Genomic DNA, 15,067 nt, shown 5'->3' with positions numbered 1-15,067 from the left:
TTCACTGGTTGTATAAGCTTTTCATCGAGAAGGATCGCGGGAAATAAGATATATAGATAGTAGGGAGCTGTTGAATTTTCAGAAATTTACATTTTCACACTCTCAATCGCTCAGTACACCACATCTACCTAACGGCGATTTCAGTGGAAGACCGTCGAATACATAGAATCTCAACGGGTCTCCACTAGTGTAGTTCTTCGACGAGCGCAGCAACCGCCTCGTCGACGAGATCGCTGTCAAGGCGACCGTGCCAGAAGTCGATATCCTCGTGGTCGATTGATTGGACTCCCCACGGGACGATCCGACTCACATCCGGGATCCCACCACGAAGCAACTCCCACGAGGAACGTCGATCAGGCCGTCCATCCAGGATTTCGACGTCAACGTGAGCGCGATACACTGCTCGCCGTGGAACGGTCGGCCTTCATGATTCGAGAGAATGAGCCAGGGCCGAGCATCTTCCTCGCCTTTGAACGGATCATCCCCGCAAACGATGTCGCCACGCTCGAAAATCGGTCTTCCTTCGTCGGTCACCGTTCGTCCTCGACGCTCGGATGTGGTTCCTCGGGTGCGTGTTCGCGCCAGGACTCCTTGTCCTCTGTACCGAGTCGCTGGTTGAACAGGGCGGTCGCTCGTTCGTACCCGCTGTATCCGTCGAGTCGCTCTGTGTCGTCGGTTATCGCCCAGTACGTCGCTTTGTGTTCGACGAGATCGCGGTCCTTCAGTCTCGAGAGCGCGGTGCTGACCGCGCCCTCATCGAGACCGATCTGAGAGGCGATTTCGCGGGCCTTGAACGCGCGATCATCGTTGGCGGCGAGAAATCCGAGGACCTGATCCGGGACGGAAAGTTCCTCGAGTTCGTCCTCGCTCGTCTTCTCGAAGGTATCCCGGTCGATGGACATCGTTGAGCAGAAATACGGTGTCAACCGTAATGAGTGTTAGGTGTGAAAGCAACGAAATTTCTGAAGGAGATACTCCGCCCCTAGCCTCGTCGAAGTTTTGACAGATATTCTTTCCGATAGCACTGGATAGAGAATTGACGACAGAGAAGTTCTCTGTCGGAGAGTGCGCCGGCCGGGACCCTCACGAGCGAACAGCGTGAGCGAGCGAGGGTACGGGCGGCGCACGAACGAAGTGAGTGCGCCGGCCGGGATTTGAACCGGAATCAGACGTGCTCGCTCGCTTCGCTCGCTGCGCGCGACTGATAGGGTTCAAATTCTGCGGCGATTTCTCTCACTTCGTTCGAGAAAATGCGCCGGCCGGGATTTGAACCCGGGCCATGAGCTTGGAAGGCTCAGGTCCTACCACTAGACCACCGGCGCGCGAGTGCGTCCGTCGATGACGCGTCTACACCTAGGCCGAACAGTTCTCATAAACGTTCCGTGTTCCTGACGACGGAAACGCCGCCTCGACGACAACGATCGCCCACACTCATACTTAATGGCCCACAATATTGAGGGGTGTTCCCGCGCAGTTAGAACAATTTTCAGAGGATTAGAAGCGTTCTGGGTACATATGTTGGTACGCGTCCAACGTACACCCGTAAGGTGACGACAATGTCATACCAATCGAGCAATCCCCTGGTCGACGAGGTCGAGTTCGCACTGGACGGCCCGTGGGCGGCGTACTGGATCGCCTTCCTGCGCGTCGCCACCGGATGGTGGTTCTTCCACGCCGGGATCACGAAAGTGATCGAGAACGGGTTCGCGTTCACCTCCGGCCCGGGCTACATGCGGGGCATGACCGACACGGCGCTCGGCGGGATCCCCGTCTGGATGGGGAACAACCTCGCGTGGCTCATCGAGCCGGGCGTCCCCCTGTTCGAGACCCTGATCGGGCTCGCGCTGATCGCCGGGGCGTTCACTCGGTTCGCCGCGTTCGGCGGGGTCATCTTCATGGTCCTGTTCTGGGTCGGCAACGCCGGGTTCGGACACGGGCTCGTCAACAGCGACTTCATGGGTCTGCTGTTGTTCATGACGATGATCGTGCTCTCGGCCGGCCGGTACTACGGCCTCGACGCGCTCATCGAGAAGCTCGACGTGGTCGAACAGCACCCGAAGCTCCGCTACCTGCTCGGTTAAGAGGTGACATCCAATGACTGACACGGACATCATCGACAAGGCGGCGATGGCGCTGAGCGCGGGACTGATGCTGCTCGGACTCGTCGGCATGGGTCTCTTAGAGATCCTCGTCGGCGCGCCGTACAGCCCGGTTCCGATGACCAACGAGGCGGGCGACGTGATCGCGGCCCCGCTGTTCTCGCCGCAGCTCCGCACCGGGGTCGTGCTGGCCGGCATCGCGGTGCTCGGGCTCTACGCGGCCTACAAGATCGTGACTCCGCTCGCCGACGACACGCGGACCGGCCACGAGACGGTCGCCGACTGAGCCGACCCGAGACCCGACCGCCGCGAAAGGCGGCGCGGCTACTCTTCTGCGGTCCCGCCCGACCGCCCGTCGAGTCTCGCGTCCGTCTCGTCCGCCCCTACCGGATCGGTCGCGGCACTCAGTCGCCGGACGCGGTGACCGTCGCGTAGCAGTTCCCGCTCGACACGTCGACCTCGACGGGTTCGAGATCGCTTCCCGCGAGGTCGGCCTCGAACTCCGCTGGCGAGTAGATGTGATAGTACCGCGGCACCGTCTCGCCGCCCGGAAGGGTCCAGTCGACGGTCGTGTCGAACCCCTCCTCCCGATCGAACCGGTCGTGGGCAGTGCTCCACGCGCTCACCAGCGCGGTTCCGCCCGGCGCGAGGACCCGCGCGAGCTCGTCGAGGCTCCGGATCCGGTCCTCGCGCGCCGGGAGGTGGTGCAGGGTGGCGACGTAGACGGCGATCCCGACCGCGTCGGTCGCGATCGGCAGGCTCGCGGCGTCGCCGTGGACGAACGAGACGCTCGCGTCGAACCCGCGATCGCGGGCACGAGAAACCGCCTCGCGGAGGAGCGCACGACTGAGATCGACGCCGACGACCGCGTCCGCGCGCTCGGCGAGCAGCTCCGCGTGGCGGCCGTTGCCGCAGCCCAGGTCGAGCGCGCGCGTCGCAGCGCGCCCGTCGAGGAACGACTCGACCTCCGGCCACGCGTACTCCCTCGTCTTCGAGAAGTGCGCGGCGATGCGGTCGTACGTCGACTGGGGGTCGGCACCGGTCTCGCGGTCGCCTCCCGGCTCGGGGTTCATGTCGGCCGGTCGTTCCGGACCGATTTAGGTCCGGTGGCCGCGGCGACGGCGCCGCCGCTCGCCCGACGGGAACTCACACCATGTCGATGACGAGGAACGCGGCGAGCGTCAACACGAGCAGGACGACGACGTGTTTCGCGCCGTCCCTGACCGATCCCTCGCCGAGTTGGCCGGCGACGATCCCGGAGCAGACCGCCTGTATCGCGGCGGCGTGGAAGAACAGCTGCTCGTAGGCGCTCGCGTCGATGTCCCCGAGCCCCTCGGTGATCCCCGTGGGACCGCCCGTCGCGCCCGGGAGGTCGCCGGCGGCGCCGGAGCCGGAAATCGCCGCCTCCTCGATCGCGGGGATGAACGACGCCGACAGCGAGGCGATGATGCCCAGGAACACGAGGAAGGAGATGTAGATCACGATAAGATACGTTAACATTACTTGCTGTCGCTCCCGGCGGAGCGACCACGTCGCGCGCGCCTCGTCGGCCGCGATCCGGAGTACGGGGCCGATGTCGCCGCTGGCGCGCATCGCGTTCGTGATCAGCGCGACCGCCCGCGAGGTCATCGGTGACCGGACCCGTCTCTCCAGCCGCTGGAGGGCGGTGGCCACGTCTGCCCCCCAGTCGATGTCGCGTCGGGTGCGCTTCAGGTCCTCCGTGAGCGCCTCCAGGTTCGAGTCCGCGACGCGCCGGACGCTCCCGACCACGGAGGTGCCCGCCTCGTTGACGCTGGCGAGCCGGTCCAGGAGGTCGGGGACCGCCGACTCGATCGCTCGGACTCCGCGCTTGCGCGCCTCGTAGACGACGGCGTAGCTCGCGAGCACGAGCGCGGTCGCGGCGACGATCGGCGTCTCGACCTGCGCGACCATCTCGGTCGGCGGTCCGAGGGTGATCGGGAACGCGGTCACGAGCAGGCCGACGACCGCGAGCGGGACGGAGAGGAGAAACACCGTGGACGGCCGGTCGAGCACGCTCTCGACCGGCGACGCGACCCACCGCCGCAGCGTCCGGACCCGGTCGTACGCCCGGAGGCGCTCGCGGCTCGCCGCCCACCGGTCGCGCGCGGACGGCCCGCGCGTCACGCCGCCGTCGGCCTGCGGGCGGCCGTCGGCCCGCACCGCGTCGCCCGCGACGCCGGTGCCGCCGGCGTCTCCCGCCGCCGGCTCCTCTTCGATCGCGTCGGAGAGGTCGACGGTCTCGGTGCCGCCGACGCCCTGGGTGACGCTGTCGACGTAGACCACGAACCCGAACGTCGCCAGCGGCACGCCGAGGTAGACCACGGCGCGCAACAGGGGAAGGGTGTCCTCCAACACGAGCCCGATCACGACGAGGATGGTGATGAAGAACAGCGGGCCGGCGACTAAGGCGGTGACGTACGCCTCCGCGAACGTCGAGAGCAGTTCGAGGTACTGCTGCTGTTTCGCCTCGGCCTCCTCCTGATACAGCTCGTACTGGTCGCTGAGGAACGCCGAGATGGGCTGACCGGTGCCCAGCACGGACGCGAGGTTCTCCGCGAAGTCGGCCAGGTCGTCGCTGGGAGTGCGCCGGGAGGTGCGCTGAAGCGCGGTGAGCGCGTCGGTCCCGAAGGCGTTCATGTCGCGGACGGCGACCGACAGCTCCGTCGCCGCCTCGCCGTACACCGCCTCGTTCTCCGCGAGAGTGTCCATGACGCGCGGGAACGGCATCCCCGACCGCGAGAGCGCGTACATGAACGCGACGGTACGGGGAAGGGTGGCGTCGATCTCCGTCCCCCGGGCGTGGGCGCGCTGGTCGAGCAGCTCCCACCGACCGTAGTACGTCCCGATCGCGAGCGCGGAGCCGAGCGTCGCCGACGCCAACGTCAGCAGGAGGAACACCGTCGGAAGTCCGACCTCCGTGAATCGAGTCACCTCCGCGACGAATCCGAGCGACGCGGGAAGCGTCTCTCGCAGGGCCGTCTCGCTCACGTCGAGCGCCGAGAGGAGGCCGGCCGCGGCGTACACGCCGATGACGCTGCCGGCGACGCCGAGCACGCCGGCGTACAGGAGCGTCTTGGCGGCGTACGTCCGGTGCGTGCCCGCGATGTGGGCGGCGCGCATCAGGTCGCGCTGGCGCCGGCGTCGCGGCCCCTCCTCGCCGACGTAGCTGCCGAAAAGCGACAGTGCGATGCGGGTGACGACCAGATCCGCCCTGTCGACGACCGCGGGCAACAGCAGCGCCAGACAGCACCCGAGCGCGGCGATCAGGGGGAGGTACGCGATCATCGGTCGCTCTGCGGTTCGAGGCCGTCGTCGCCCTCTCCCTTGGCCCCGTCGCTCCGGTCTTCGAGCCGTTCCATCACGCGCTCGGGGTCGGCGTAGTACTCGTTGACGAGGGCGGTGAACGCCCGGTAGTCGGTGACGCCGAGCGCGCGGAGCAGTTCGAGGAAGCGCTCGCGCCGCCGGACCTCGCGAAGTAGCTCCGACCGGGACCAGCCGCGCTCGTCGGCGATCTCCTCCATGAGCGACGAGTCGTTCCGGCGGAACTCGTCGGTCTCGGCGTCCCACTCGAACGCCGAGGAGTAGTCGAGCTCCCCGGTGCGCTGGTCGATCCCGCCGATCTCGCCGATCGTCTTCGCGCGTCGGACGCGCTGGTCGCCCGAGCGGGTCAGCGTCTGGATCGACAGCATGTCGAGCGACTGGACCATCGCGCGCGGGACGTTGATCGGCTCGTTCTCCAGCCGGTTGATCACCGTCTCGATCGAGTCGGCGTGCATCGTCGAGAAGGTGGTGTGGCCCGTGTTCATCGCCTGGAACAGGGTGATCGCCTCCTCGCCGCGGACCTCGCCGACCACGATGTACTCGGGGCGGTGGCGCAGCGCGGACCGGAGCAGGTCGTACATGTCGATGTCGGCGCCCTCGTAGCGGCGCTCGCGGGTGACCGACGAGAGCCAGTTGTCGTGGTATAAGGAGAGCTCGCGGGTGTCCTCGATGGTGAGCACCTTCGCGCGCGGCGGGACGAACATCGACACCGCGTTCATCGAGGTGGTCTTCCCGGAGGCGGTGCCGCCCGCGAAGATGAGGCTCTTGTTGTGCTCGATACAGAGCCAGAAGTACGCCATCTGCTCGACCGAGAACGTGCCGTACTCCACCAGATCGATCGGCGTGAACGGGTCCTCGGCGTACTGGCGGATGGTGAACGCGGAGCCGCGCGGCGTCACCTCCTCGCCGAGCGCGAGCTCCGCGCGCGACCCGTCCGGCAGCGTCGTCTCCACCATGGGGTCGCCGACGGAGATGTGGCGCCCGGACTGCTGGGCGAGGCGGATCACGTAGTTGTCGAGCTCCGACTCCCCGAACGAGACGTTGGTCTCGATGTCGGTGTAGTCGTCGTGGTAGACGAAGATCGGGAGGTCGTAGCCGTCACAGGAGATGTCCTCGATGTGGCGGTCGTTGAGGAGCGGGTCGACCTTCCCGTAACCGCGGAAGTCGCGGTAGAGGTAGTACGAGAGCGCGTGGAACGTGTCCATCTCGATGTCGACGCCGTATCCCTCCAACAGCTCTTCCAGCTCGACCCTGAGGGTCTCCTCGTCGGTCCGCCCGGTCCCCTCGCGGTACAAAAGCGGGTCCCGGATGTCGTCGACGACGCGCTCGAGGAGGTCGCGCTCGAACCGGTCGAGGTCCGGCTCGACCGCGTAGTACCGGTGTTCGCTCTCCGCGTCGTCGTACGTGATCACGACGTACGCGTACGGCGCGTTCACCCAGTACCGGTCGACCTCGCGTTCGCCGTCGGGGATCGCGAAGTCGGAAAGCGGGCCGTCCGCGCCCGGCCTGAAAGGCCGAACGTCGATGTCGGACCCACGAAGCACCTCCCACGTCCGCGAGAGCCGTCGCCGGAGGGCCTCGATGTGGTCCTCGGCGTCATCCTCGCGTGCGTCACTCGCCATCGTCGTTACGGAGCCGTATGCGCCGTGACGGTTTAAAATCCCCCCGGCGATTATCAGCGGCGACATCGGGGAGGCGTCGCGCGCGTCGCCGTGGCCGGTCCCCCACGTCGGCCGGCTCCGTCACCGGTCGGCCCGTTACGTTCATACGGGACGACCGCAAAGTACCGGACAGGCAATGCGGCGTGACTACTTCGAGTTGACCGTCGAGGGCGTCGACGACGACCCCGACCAGCCGGCGACGCCGCTGGTTCGTATCGACTTCCACGGACCGGACGGGCTCCTCCGCGACCGGCTCTCGGGGACCGACGGCGACCTCCTCGACGCCGACGACGTCGACGTGGCGTTCCGACTCCGCGAACCCCTCTCGACCGCGGACGACCCGGAGGGCGTGGTCGGCGTGACGAACCGCTACACCGGGGATTTCGTCCTCGAACTCAACGAGACGGCCACGGACGTGCTCCCCTTCATCCGCGCCGCGCGCGACTCGGCGGGCGACGAGGACGCCCACTACCGAGTCGAGATCGACGTCGAGGGCAAGCGGCTCGTCAGCTACGACAAAGACACCTTCCTCGTGTACGACCACGAGGGGAACCTCCTGCGCAACGAGAGTCTGATCCCGTCGGGCGTCGAGCTGTGACCGCGCGTCAGCCGTCTATTCCGCTGTTTTGAGGGCGGTCGGTCACCCCAACTCGATCGTCTCGATGTACCGGAGAAGGGATTCCAGCCCCTGATTCGCCGTGTAGTGGACCGTTCCAGCGTCGGCGTCATACCGGACGATCCCCGCCTCTCGGAGCTTCGGGAGGTGCGTCTGGACAAGTTCGGTCCGGATCTCCTCGGGCGGCGATGCGTCTCGGATCGGGAGTGCTCGATCGAGGTCGTGGACTTCCTCGACCAGCCGATCGAGCGGAATCTCCTCGCTCGGCCGGTTCTTCAAGTTGTACAGCAGCGTGCGCCGGCGCGCGGACGACAGTAGGTCCAGTATCGTATCGAAGGAGTACCGCATCGGTACCGTTTCGGGGCGGGCCGGGTCCGTCTTTGCCGCTCCGCCGGGTGGGGGCACCGTCGAACGGAACGTCGGTGCCGTCCCCGTTCTCTCACTCACCGTCGGGATCCAGCCGTCGGCCGGAGTGTACTCCACCACCGCGTCGTACAGCGGCCGAAGCATCGCCACCGTCTCTTCGCCGTGTTCGTCCGGATCGACATGGTGGTGAGCGATCACGCCGAGATGCTCGCAGAGGTCGTTGAGGGAGGTGATAAGGTCGATCACTCGCTCGGGGCTGTAGGTTGCGAGCAGCGCCGTCACCGAGTGGAGACACATGGCCGTCGTTTCGTCGGTGTCGCTCCACGCACCGAGCTGGTTGGCGATGACGAGGCCGATGTCGTGGAGGGTCGCGTTCTCGGGAACCCGCCGTACGGAGATCGGTCCCTCTCCGGAGGCCGGAAGCCGCTCTTTCGTCATACTCTGCCGCGCGTCGACGATCGTTGCCCGTGTCGGGAGTTCGCTGCCGGCCTCGCGCTGCCAGATCGACAGCCGCTCCGTTGGTGACGCCGAGAGAGTGACGCTCAAGACGTTGGTCTCGACGGCCGGATCGCGAGCCAACAGGTCGATACAGGCGCTGTCGTCGGGAGATTCGTGTAACGGAGCGAGAAGGAGAACGGACGACGCCCTACCGATCTGATTGCTGAGCGCGAGAGACGGATCGGTCACTGCCGCCTTTCGGTAACTGACTGTCATAAAGTTGTCGTCTATTCTATATTTTGCTACCACAGATCGCGGGTGAAACGATGTCTATCTCTCGATCTCTGTCACGCATCTCTCAATCTCTGTCACGCATCTCTCAATCTCTGTCACGTCCCTCGGTTACGGAGGAGGAGACATCGATCGTCGAACAGCCGTCTCTGTAACGGCTCGGTCCCCGACGGAGGGTCGACGGAGCCGCCGTGCTACAAGCTCACGTTGTCGGCGACGATCCGCACCTCATCACCGGGTCGGAGGTCGAACGCGCCGTCGCCGCGCCCGTCGTTCACGTCGCACTCGACGTAGCCGTGGCTCCCGACGGTGACGAGCCGGTCGCCCGGGTCGACCGCGCCGAACGTCTCGGCGACCGGGGTGAGGTCCCCGTTGATCCGGACCCAGTCGCGGCCGCGGATCAGCCCTCCCGGGACGTTGGTGACCACGTTGCCGAACCGGTCGATCGCGAGCACCTCGCCGTCGACGGCGACCGGGTCCCTCCCGTCGTCGCGCTCCACGGTCGGCTCGGGGAAGTCGAGGTCGACCGGGTCCGTTGCCGGCGAAACGTCCTCCATCGACGCGAGCGCCTCGGAGACCTCCGCCGGGGTCGACGCCGCCGGACCGCCGTCGAGCGCCGCCCGAATCCGGGCCGCGACCGGCGCGAATACGTCGCGGCCGTGGAACGTCTCGCTCGCCGGCTCGTCGACGTCGACGACGAACGCCTCGATCGCTTCCCCTCCCTCCTCCCCAGCGAGCGCTCGGGCCGGCGGCATCGCGAGCCCGTTGTCGGGGGCGACGAGCACGTGCGATCCGGCCCGGACGACCAAGGCGTCTCGGTCGGTGCCGACGCCCGGATCGATCACCGCGCAGTGGACGGCCGGCGGAAACTCCGAGAGCACGAAGCGGAGCCAGAAGGCGGCCGCCCGCGGGTCCCCCCGGGGGAGGTCGTGAGCGACGTCGATCATCTCGGCGTCCGTGTGCCGGCGGATCACTCCCTTCATCGCGGCGGGGTACGGCGACCCGAAGTCCGAGGTCAGCGTGATCATGAGCGATCCGCAGTGCGGCTCGTTCTTAAAAGGCGGGTGGCCGAACTCGACGGTGGGCGGCTGTCGGCTACGCGTCGGAGGGCGCGTCGCCGTTCGTGTCGGTCTCCGCGATCCGGCGGATGCGCTCAACGCCGTCGATCTCCTCGATCACGTCGACGACGGTCTCGGGGACCAGCGCCTCCCAGTCGCGGCCGTGGATCATACGCTCGCGGAGTTCGGTCCCCTCCAACACGTCGCGGCGGAACATCGGGGAGCCGCGGACCTCGACGCCGGCCTCTTCGAACAGCCGGACGACGAGGGGGTTGTTAGAGTACGCCACGTCGAACCGCGGGGTCATGCTCTGGACGTGGCTCACCCACACGGAGTTGCGCTCGAGGTCCTCGATCGGGACGACGTAGGTGGTCACGTCGAGCTCTTCGACGGCCTTCGTCACCATCATCACGCGCTCGCCGGCCGTGAACGGGTTTCGGGTCGTGTGAGAGTCGCCGGCCGATCCGATCCCGAGGACGAGCTCGTCGACCTCGGCCGCGATCTCCTCGACCATGTGTCGGTGGCCGTCGTGAAACGGCTGATACCGCCCGATGTAGAACCCGCGCATGGATCCACGTTGCGGGAGCCTTGTTTATAAACCTCGTGGGAACCGCTTTCGGACAATTTCGGCGTCTGTGGGGCGTATCGGGGGCGTTTTTCTGATTTTGCACCGATCGGCCGCGGGGAGAAAGTATATCAGTTGCCGACCCTTCGTTTTTCGTAGCGAACCCCGATTCTATGAGCAACGAAAAGGACGCGAACGACCCGCCGACCGAGGACCCCGACGAGCCGGACGAGTCCGGCGTCGGGGCCGCGGACCCGACGGGGAACGGCGAGGACGCCCGCGACGACGGCGCCCGCGCGCCGGCGGACGACGGCGTCGACGAGCCCGACGGCGCCGGCGACTCGGCTTCCGAGGAGGAGGCGGTCGCCGACGAGCCCGCCGAGCCCGACGAGATCTGGGACGACGGAGTCGTCGTCGACGACCCCGGGCCGGACGGCGCCGACACGGGCCGCGAGGAAGCGAACGGCGCCACCCCCGAGGGTGTCACCGAAGCAAACGAGGGCGGCGGCATCGACGAGCTCGGCAGCACCGTCGAGGTCGAGGGCGCCGAGATCGACGAGGACCCCGACGAGGACGACCTCCTCGGCGGGCTCAAGATCGACACGACGGCCGAACTCGAGATTCCCGACCGGCTCGTCGATCAGGTCATCGGGCAGGAGCACGCCCGCGACGTGATCATCAAGGCGGCCAAGCAGCGCCGCCACGTGATGATGATCGGCTCGCCCGGGACCGGGAAGTCGATGCTGGCGAAGGCGATGTCCGAGCTGCTCCCGAAAGAGGAGCTCCAGGACGTGCTCGTCTACCACAACCCGGACGACGGCAACAAGCCGAAGGTCCGGACGGTCCCCGCCGGGAAGGGCGACCAGATCGTCGACGCGCACCGCGAGGAGGCGCGCAAGCGCAACCAGATGCGGTCGCTGTTGATGTGGATCATCATCGCCGTCGTGCTGGGCTACGCGCTCATCATCGTCGGCCAGATCCTCGTCGGCATTATCGCCGCCGGGGTCGTCTACCTGGTCTTCCGCTACCTGAACCGCGGGTCGGACGCGATGATCCCGAACCTGCTGGTGAACAACGGCGACACGAAGACGGCGCCGTTCCGCGACGCGACCGGCGCACACGCCGGCGCGCTGCTCGGCGACGTGCGGCACGACCCGTTCCAGTCCGGCGGGATGGAGACGCCCAGCCACGACCGCGTCGAGGCCGGGGCCATCCACAAGGCGAACAAGGGCGTGCTGTTCATCGACGAGATCAACACGCTGGACATCCGCAGCCAGCAGCACCTCATGACGGCGATTCAGGAGGGCGAGTTCTCGATCACGGGCCAGTCCGAGCGCTCCTCGGGCGCGATGGTCCAGACCGAGCCCGTCCCGACCGACTTCGTCATGATCGCGGCCGGGAACCTCGACGCGATGGAGAACATGCACCCGGCGCTGCGCTCCCGTATCAAGGGGTACGGCTACGAGGTGTACATGGAGGACACCATCGAGGACACCCCGGAGATGCGCCGGAAGTACGTCCGGTTCATCGCCCAGGAGGTCGCGAAGGACGGCCGCCTGCCGGAGTTCACGGCCGAGGCCGTCGAGGAGGTCATCCTCGAGGCCAAGCGCCGCTCGGGCCGGAAGGGCCACCTCACTCTCCTGTTCCGGAACCTCGGCGGGCTCGTCCGCGTCGCCGGCGACATCGCCCGCGGCGAGGACGCCGAGCTGACCACCCGCGACCACGTGCTGCAGGCGAAGGGGCGCTCGCGCTCCATCGAGCAGCAGCTCGCGGACGACTTCATCGAGCGCCGGAAGGACTACGAGCTGCAGGTCTCCGACGGCTACGTCGTCGGCCGCGTCAACGGCCTCGCCGTGATGGGCGAGGACTCCGGGATCATGCTCCCGGTGATGGCCGAGGTCGCGCCCTCGCAGGGCCCCGGCGAAGTGATCGCCACGGGGCAGCTGAAGGAGATGGCCCAGGAGTCGGTGTCGAACGTCTCCGCCATCATCAAGAAGTTCTCCGACGAGAACATCTCGGAGATGGACATCCACATCCAGTTCGTGCAGGCGGGCCAGCAGGGCGTCGACGGGGATAGCGCGTCCATCACGGTCGCGACCGCCGTCATCTCCGCGTTAGAGGACGTGGGCGTCGACCAGAGCCTCGCGATGACGGGCTCGCTGTCGGTCCGGGGCGACGTGCTCCCGGTCGGCGGCGTCACCCACAAGATCGAGGCGGCCGCGAAGGCCGGCTGCACCCGGGTCATCATCCCGCAGGCGAACGAGCAGGACGTGATGATCGAAGACGAGTACGAGGACATGATCGAGGTCATCCCGGTCTCGCACATCAGCGAGGTCCTCGACATCGCCTTAGAGGGCGAAGCCGAGAAGGACTCGCTCGTCTCCCGGCTCAAGTCGATCACCGGCTCGGCGCTGAAGGAGGGGAGCGTCTCCGGTCCTTCCAGCCCGAGCCCGCAGTAGGGTAGCCACTCTCACCAACACCGATGCCCGACTGGGCGACGTTCGCGACCGCGACCGTCGCCCTGACGCTGCTGCTTTTGGTTCTCACCCGTCGTTCACGGCGAGCGCTGGAGAGCGCTCGGCTCGTCGATGCGCGGAGCGACGTGGCCGACCGCGACGAAGTCGGTGACGGTGACCGCGACGAAGTCGATGACGGCGACCGCGATGGAAACGCCGATGCTGACAGCGACGCCGCCCCGTCGCCCGACGCGGTCCGACGCGATCAGCCGGTCCTCACGACGCGCCTGTTGCTGGCCAACGCGGCCGCCACGCAGGCGATCGCGCTGGCGGTTCTCGTCGCGATCGGGTGGTGGGCCACGGTACCGGCGTCGGCGTTCGGGATCGGCGGGCACCCGACGCTCGGATCGTCGACGCTCGGTCCTCTCGAACTCCCCGGACACCTCGCTCTCGGCGTCGGCGCGGGAATCGTCCTCGCCGCCGGCAACGAGGCGGCCGCGTGGCTGGGCGCTCGGGCCGGCGCCGCGCCCTCGACGCGGCTCCGCGAGGCGATGGCCCCGACCGACGCCGGCGAGTGGGCGCTACTGCTCGCCGTCGTCCTCCCGGTCGTCGCCGCCTTCGAGGAGGCGCTGTTCCGCGGCGCGCTGATCGGCGCACTGTCTGTCGGCTTCGCGGTCGAGCCGTGGTTCCTCGTCGCCGCGTCGTCGGTCGCGTTCGCGCTCGGACACGGCGCGCAGGGGCGGCTCGGCGTCGTCGTCGCCGGGGGGCTCGGGGTCGCGCTCGCGGGCCTGTTCGTCGCCACCGGGAGCCTCCTCGCGGTCGCCGTCGCGCACTACGTCGTCAACGCGCTGGAGTTCGTCGCACACGAGCGCTCGGGGGCCGTTCCCTCGGCCCCGGAGACGGGGTGACGGAACCCCCCGCCTCCCGCCCCTTTTTACTCCGCCGGCGTCAACCACGGACGATGAGCGGAAAACCGACCGTCGGCGAGTACATGACCCGCGACGTCGAGACCGTGAGCCCCGACGAGACGGTGGAGACGGTCGCGCGACGCATGGCCGAGAGCGACGGTCACAACGGGTTCCCCGTCACGCAGGGGCGGACGGTCGAGGGGTTCGTCTCGGCGGCCGACCTCCTGCTCGCGGGCGACGAGGCCCCCGTCTTCACCGTGATGTCCGACGACCTCATCGTGGCGCACCCGGACATGAAGGTGACCGACGCCGCGCGCGTCATCCTCCGGTCCGGGATCCAGCGCCTCCCGGTCGTCGACGACGCCGACAACCTCGTGGGGATCATCTCGAACACGGACGTGGTCCGCTCGCAGATCGAGCGCGCCACCCCGAGCAAGGTGGGAAAGCTGATGCGGACGCTCGAACAGATCCACGGCGTCGGGCTCTCGGAGGAGCGCCGCGAGGTGGAGCTCACCAATCTCACGCCGACGCAGGCCCGAGTCTACGCCGACGAACTAGAGGGGCGGAAGTACGAGCTGGAGCGCGGGCTAGCGGAGCCACTCGTCGTCATCGACAACGGCGGGGAGCTCCACCTCGCCGACGGTCACCACCGTGTGATGGCGGCCCACGAGGCCGGGATCGATGAGATGGACGCGTACGTGATCGTCACCGACCGTCCCGTCGACCTCGGGATGGCCAAAACCGCCGAGAAGGAGGGGCTCGACGATATCACCGATATCGAGATCGTCGACTACGCGCGCCATCCCCTCGTGGAGACCACGAAGCGACTGCAGTGACCGCGCCCGCGGCCCCGAGCTTTCTCTTCGGCCGTCATCTTCCGTCCTCACGGCGACGACAGGTTTTTGAGAGCTCGCAGCGAAGTGACGTGTATGCGATCCAAGATCAAGGGCGCGCTGTCCCGAGCGAAGTACGCGGCGGTCGGGGCGGCGGTCGGCGCCGCAGTCGGTGGATTGGTCAGCCGAAACGCGGCGAGTACCGGCGGTGCGCTCGGCGGGCTCGCGGGCGCGACGCTCGCGGACCTGCGAAGCGGCGCCGACGGCGTCTTCGCGGAGTTCCGCTCGGGATCGGACGACGCGGACGGATCCGACGAATCCGACGACGCGGGCGCGACGATCGAACTGGCCGACGAGTAGCCGCAGCGGTTCCCCTTTTCGCGCGGAGCGTCCCGAAGCCGTTTCGGGAACGCCTATACGACCGGCCGGAGTAG

Annotated in this window: 14 protein-coding genes, 1 tRNA gene and 1 pseudogene; 7 read left to right on the top strand and 9 right to left on the bottom strand. The window is 67.5% G+C overall.

Translation table 11 applies throughout. The annotated features are described in order from the left end of the window. Window positions 1-184: 184 nt before the first annotated feature. From C471_RS14700 to C471_RS14690, 3 genes and pseudogenes are all read right to left on the bottom strand, one after another. Window positions 185-534 (bottom strand): annotated as a pseudogene (locus C471_RS14700) (type II toxin-antitoxin system PemK/MazF family toxin). Further along, a complete protein-coding gene (locus C471_RS14695) occupies window positions 531-902 on the bottom strand; it encodes a MarR family transcriptional regulator (protein ID WP_004050316.1) in 372 nt (123 codons plus the stop codon). Before C471_RS14695 ends, C471_RS14700 begins: the two are co-directional and overlap by 4 nt. A 349-nt stretch (window positions 903-1,251) precedes the next feature. Beyond that, window positions 1,252-1,322 (bottom strand) — tRNA-Gly (locus C471_RS14690). A 234-nt stretch (window positions 1,323-1,556) separates the two neighbouring features. Here C471_RS14690 and C471_RS14685 point away from each other — a divergent pair. Continuing rightward, window positions 1,557-2,081 carry a DoxX family protein gene (locus tag C471_RS14685; protein ID WP_004050314.1) on the top strand — a complete coding sequence of 175 codons (525 nt, stop codon included), beginning with the start codon at window positions 1,557-1,559 and terminating at the stop codon, window positions 2,079-2,081. Window positions 2,082-2,094: 13 nt separating this feature from the next. Continuing rightward, window positions 2,095-2,385 (top strand): hypothetical protein, encoded by a 291-nt coding sequence (locus tag C471_RS14680; protein ID WP_004050312.1) that lies wholly within the window; start codon window positions 2,095-2,097, stop codon window positions 2,383-2,385. Between the two features lie 118 nt (window positions 2,386-2,503). Here the strand turns inward: C471_RS14680 and C471_RS14675 are convergent, their stop codons facing one another. From C471_RS14675 to C471_RS14665, 3 genes are all read right to left on the bottom strand, one after another. Continuing rightward, window positions 2,504-3,172: a class I SAM-dependent methyltransferase gene (locus C471_RS14675; RefSeq protein ID WP_004050310.1), complete on the bottom strand. Its 669-nt coding sequence runs from the start codon at window positions 3,170-3,172 to the stop codon at window positions 2,504-2,506. 73 nt (window positions 3,173-3,245) lie between these two features. Next, window positions 3,246-5,405: a type II secretion system F family protein gene (locus C471_RS14670; protein WP_004050309.1), complete on the bottom strand. Its 2,160-nt coding sequence runs from the start codon at window positions 5,403-5,405 to the stop codon at window positions 3,246-3,248. Continuing rightward, a complete protein-coding gene (locus tag C471_RS14665) occupies window positions 5,402-7,063 on the bottom strand; it encodes a type II/IV secretion system ATPase subunit (protein ID WP_004050308.1) in 1,662 nt (553 codons plus the stop codon). Before C471_RS14665 ends, C471_RS14670 begins: the two co-directional genes overlap by 4 nt. A gap of 175 nt (window positions 7,064-7,238) precedes the next feature. Between C471_RS14665 and C471_RS14660 the strand changes: the two genes are divergently transcribed. Then, entirely contained in the window at window positions 7,239-7,700 is a 462-nt protein-coding gene (locus C471_RS14660) for a DUF5793 family protein (RefSeq protein WP_004050307.1), read from the top strand. Between the two features lie 42 nt (window positions 7,701-7,742). On the opposite strand, the gene C471_RS14655 is transcribed toward C471_RS14660, so the two are convergent. The 3 genes from C471_RS14655 to C471_RS14645 form a co-directional block, all read right to left on the bottom strand. Continuing rightward, window positions 7,743-8,771 carry a DUF7504 family protein gene (locus tag C471_RS14655; protein ID WP_004050306.1) on the bottom strand — a complete coding sequence of 343 codons (1,029 nt, stop codon included), beginning with the start codon at window positions 8,769-8,771 and terminating at the stop codon, window positions 7,743-7,745. Between the two features lie 236 nt (window positions 8,772-9,007). After that, a complete protein-coding gene (locus C471_RS14650) occupies window positions 9,008-9,841 on the bottom strand; it encodes an SAM hydrolase/SAM-dependent halogenase family protein (RefSeq protein ID WP_004050305.1) in 834 nt (277 codons plus the stop codon). A gap of 67 nt (window positions 9,842-9,908) precedes the next feature. Next, window positions 9,909-10,439, bottom strand: a complete 531-nt coding sequence (locus C471_RS14645; RefSeq protein ID WP_004050304.1) for a nicotinamide-nucleotide adenylyltransferase — start codon at window positions 10,437-10,439, stop codon at window positions 9,909-9,911. Window positions 10,440-10,609: 170 nt separating this feature from the next. On the opposite strand from C471_RS14645, the gene lonB reads away from it, so the two are divergent. From lonB to C471_RS14625, 4 genes are all read left to right on the top strand, one after another. Next, entirely contained in the window at window positions 10,610-12,895 is a 2,286-nt protein-coding gene (gene lonB, locus C471_RS14640) for an ATP-dependent protease LonB (protein WP_004050303.1), read from the top strand. Window positions 12,896-12,918: 23 nt separating this feature from the next. Further along, on the top strand, window positions 12,919-13,800 hold the full coding sequence (locus C471_RS14635; RefSeq protein ID WP_004050302.1) for a CPBP family intramembrane glutamic endopeptidase: 882 nt from the start codon (window positions 12,919-12,921) through the stop codon (window positions 13,798-13,800). 53 nt (window positions 13,801-13,853) lie between these two features. Further along, window positions 13,854-14,636: a CBS pair associated ParBc domain-containing protein gene (locus C471_RS14630; protein WP_004050301.1), complete on the top strand. Its 783-nt coding sequence runs from the start codon at window positions 13,854-13,856 to the stop codon at window positions 14,634-14,636. Window positions 14,637-14,729: 93 nt separating this feature from the next. Continuing rightward, entirely contained in the window at window positions 14,730-14,993 is a 264-nt protein-coding gene (locus tag C471_RS14625) for a glycine zipper domain-containing protein (protein WP_004050299.1), read from the top strand. Window positions 14,994-15,067: the final 74 nt, after the last annotated feature.

The organism is Halorubrum saccharovorum DSM 1137 (assembly GCF_000337915.1).
GTDB classification, from domain to species: Archaea; Halobacteriota; Halobacteria; order Halobacteriales; family Haloferacaceae; genus Halorubrum; species Halorubrum saccharovorum.
The sequence above is the reverse complement of the archived record's forward strand: the minus strand, read 5'-3'. Positions and strand labels throughout refer to the sequence as shown.

Coding starts and splice junctions, on each gene's coding strand:
- C471_RS14645 (WP_004050304.1), bottom strand. CDS start 10,439: ATGCGCGGGTTCTACATCGGGCGGTATCAGCCGTTTCACGACGGCCAC.
- C471_RS14650 (WP_004050305.1), bottom strand. CDS start 9,841: ATGATCACGCTGACCTCGGACTTCGGGTCGCCGTACCCCGCCGCGATG.
- C471_RS14635 (WP_004050302.1), top strand. CDS start 12,919: ATGCCCGACTGGGCGACGTTCGCGACCGCGACCGTCGCCCTGACGCTG.
- C471_RS14680 (WP_004050312.1), top strand. CDS start 2,095: ATGACTGACACGGACATCATCGACAAGGCGGCGATGGCGCTGAGCGCG.
- C471_RS14675 (WP_004050310.1), bottom strand. CDS start 3,172: ATGAACCCCGAGCCGGGAGGCGACCGCGAGACCGGTGCCGACCCCCAG.
- C471_RS14670 (WP_004050309.1), bottom strand. CDS start 5,405: ATGATCGCGTACCTCCCCCTGATCGCCGCGCTCGGGTGCTGTCTGGCG.
- C471_RS14625 (WP_004050299.1), top strand. CDS start 14,730: ATGCGATCCAAGATCAAGGGCGCGCTGTCCCGAGCGAAGTACGCGGCG.
- C471_RS14660 (WP_004050307.1), top strand. CDS start 7,239: ATGCGGCGTGACTACTTCGAGTTGACCGTCGAGGGCGTCGACGACGAC.
- lonB (WP_004050303.1), top strand. CDS start 10,610: ATGAGCAACGAAAAGGACGCGAACGACCCGCCGACCGAGGACCCCGAC.
- C471_RS14665 (WP_004050308.1), bottom strand. CDS start 7,063: ATGGCGAGTGACGCACGCGAGGATGACGCCGAGGACCACATCGAGGCC.
- C471_RS14695 (WP_004050316.1), bottom strand. CDS start 902: ATGTCCATCGACCGGGATACCTTCGAGAAGACGAGCGAGGACGAACTC.
- C471_RS14630 (WP_004050301.1), top strand. CDS start 13,854: ATGAGCGGAAAACCGACCGTCGGCGAGTACATGACCCGCGACGTCGAG.
- C471_RS14685 (WP_004050314.1), top strand. CDS start 1,557: ATGTCATACCAATCGAGCAATCCCCTGGTCGACGAGGTCGAGTTCGCA.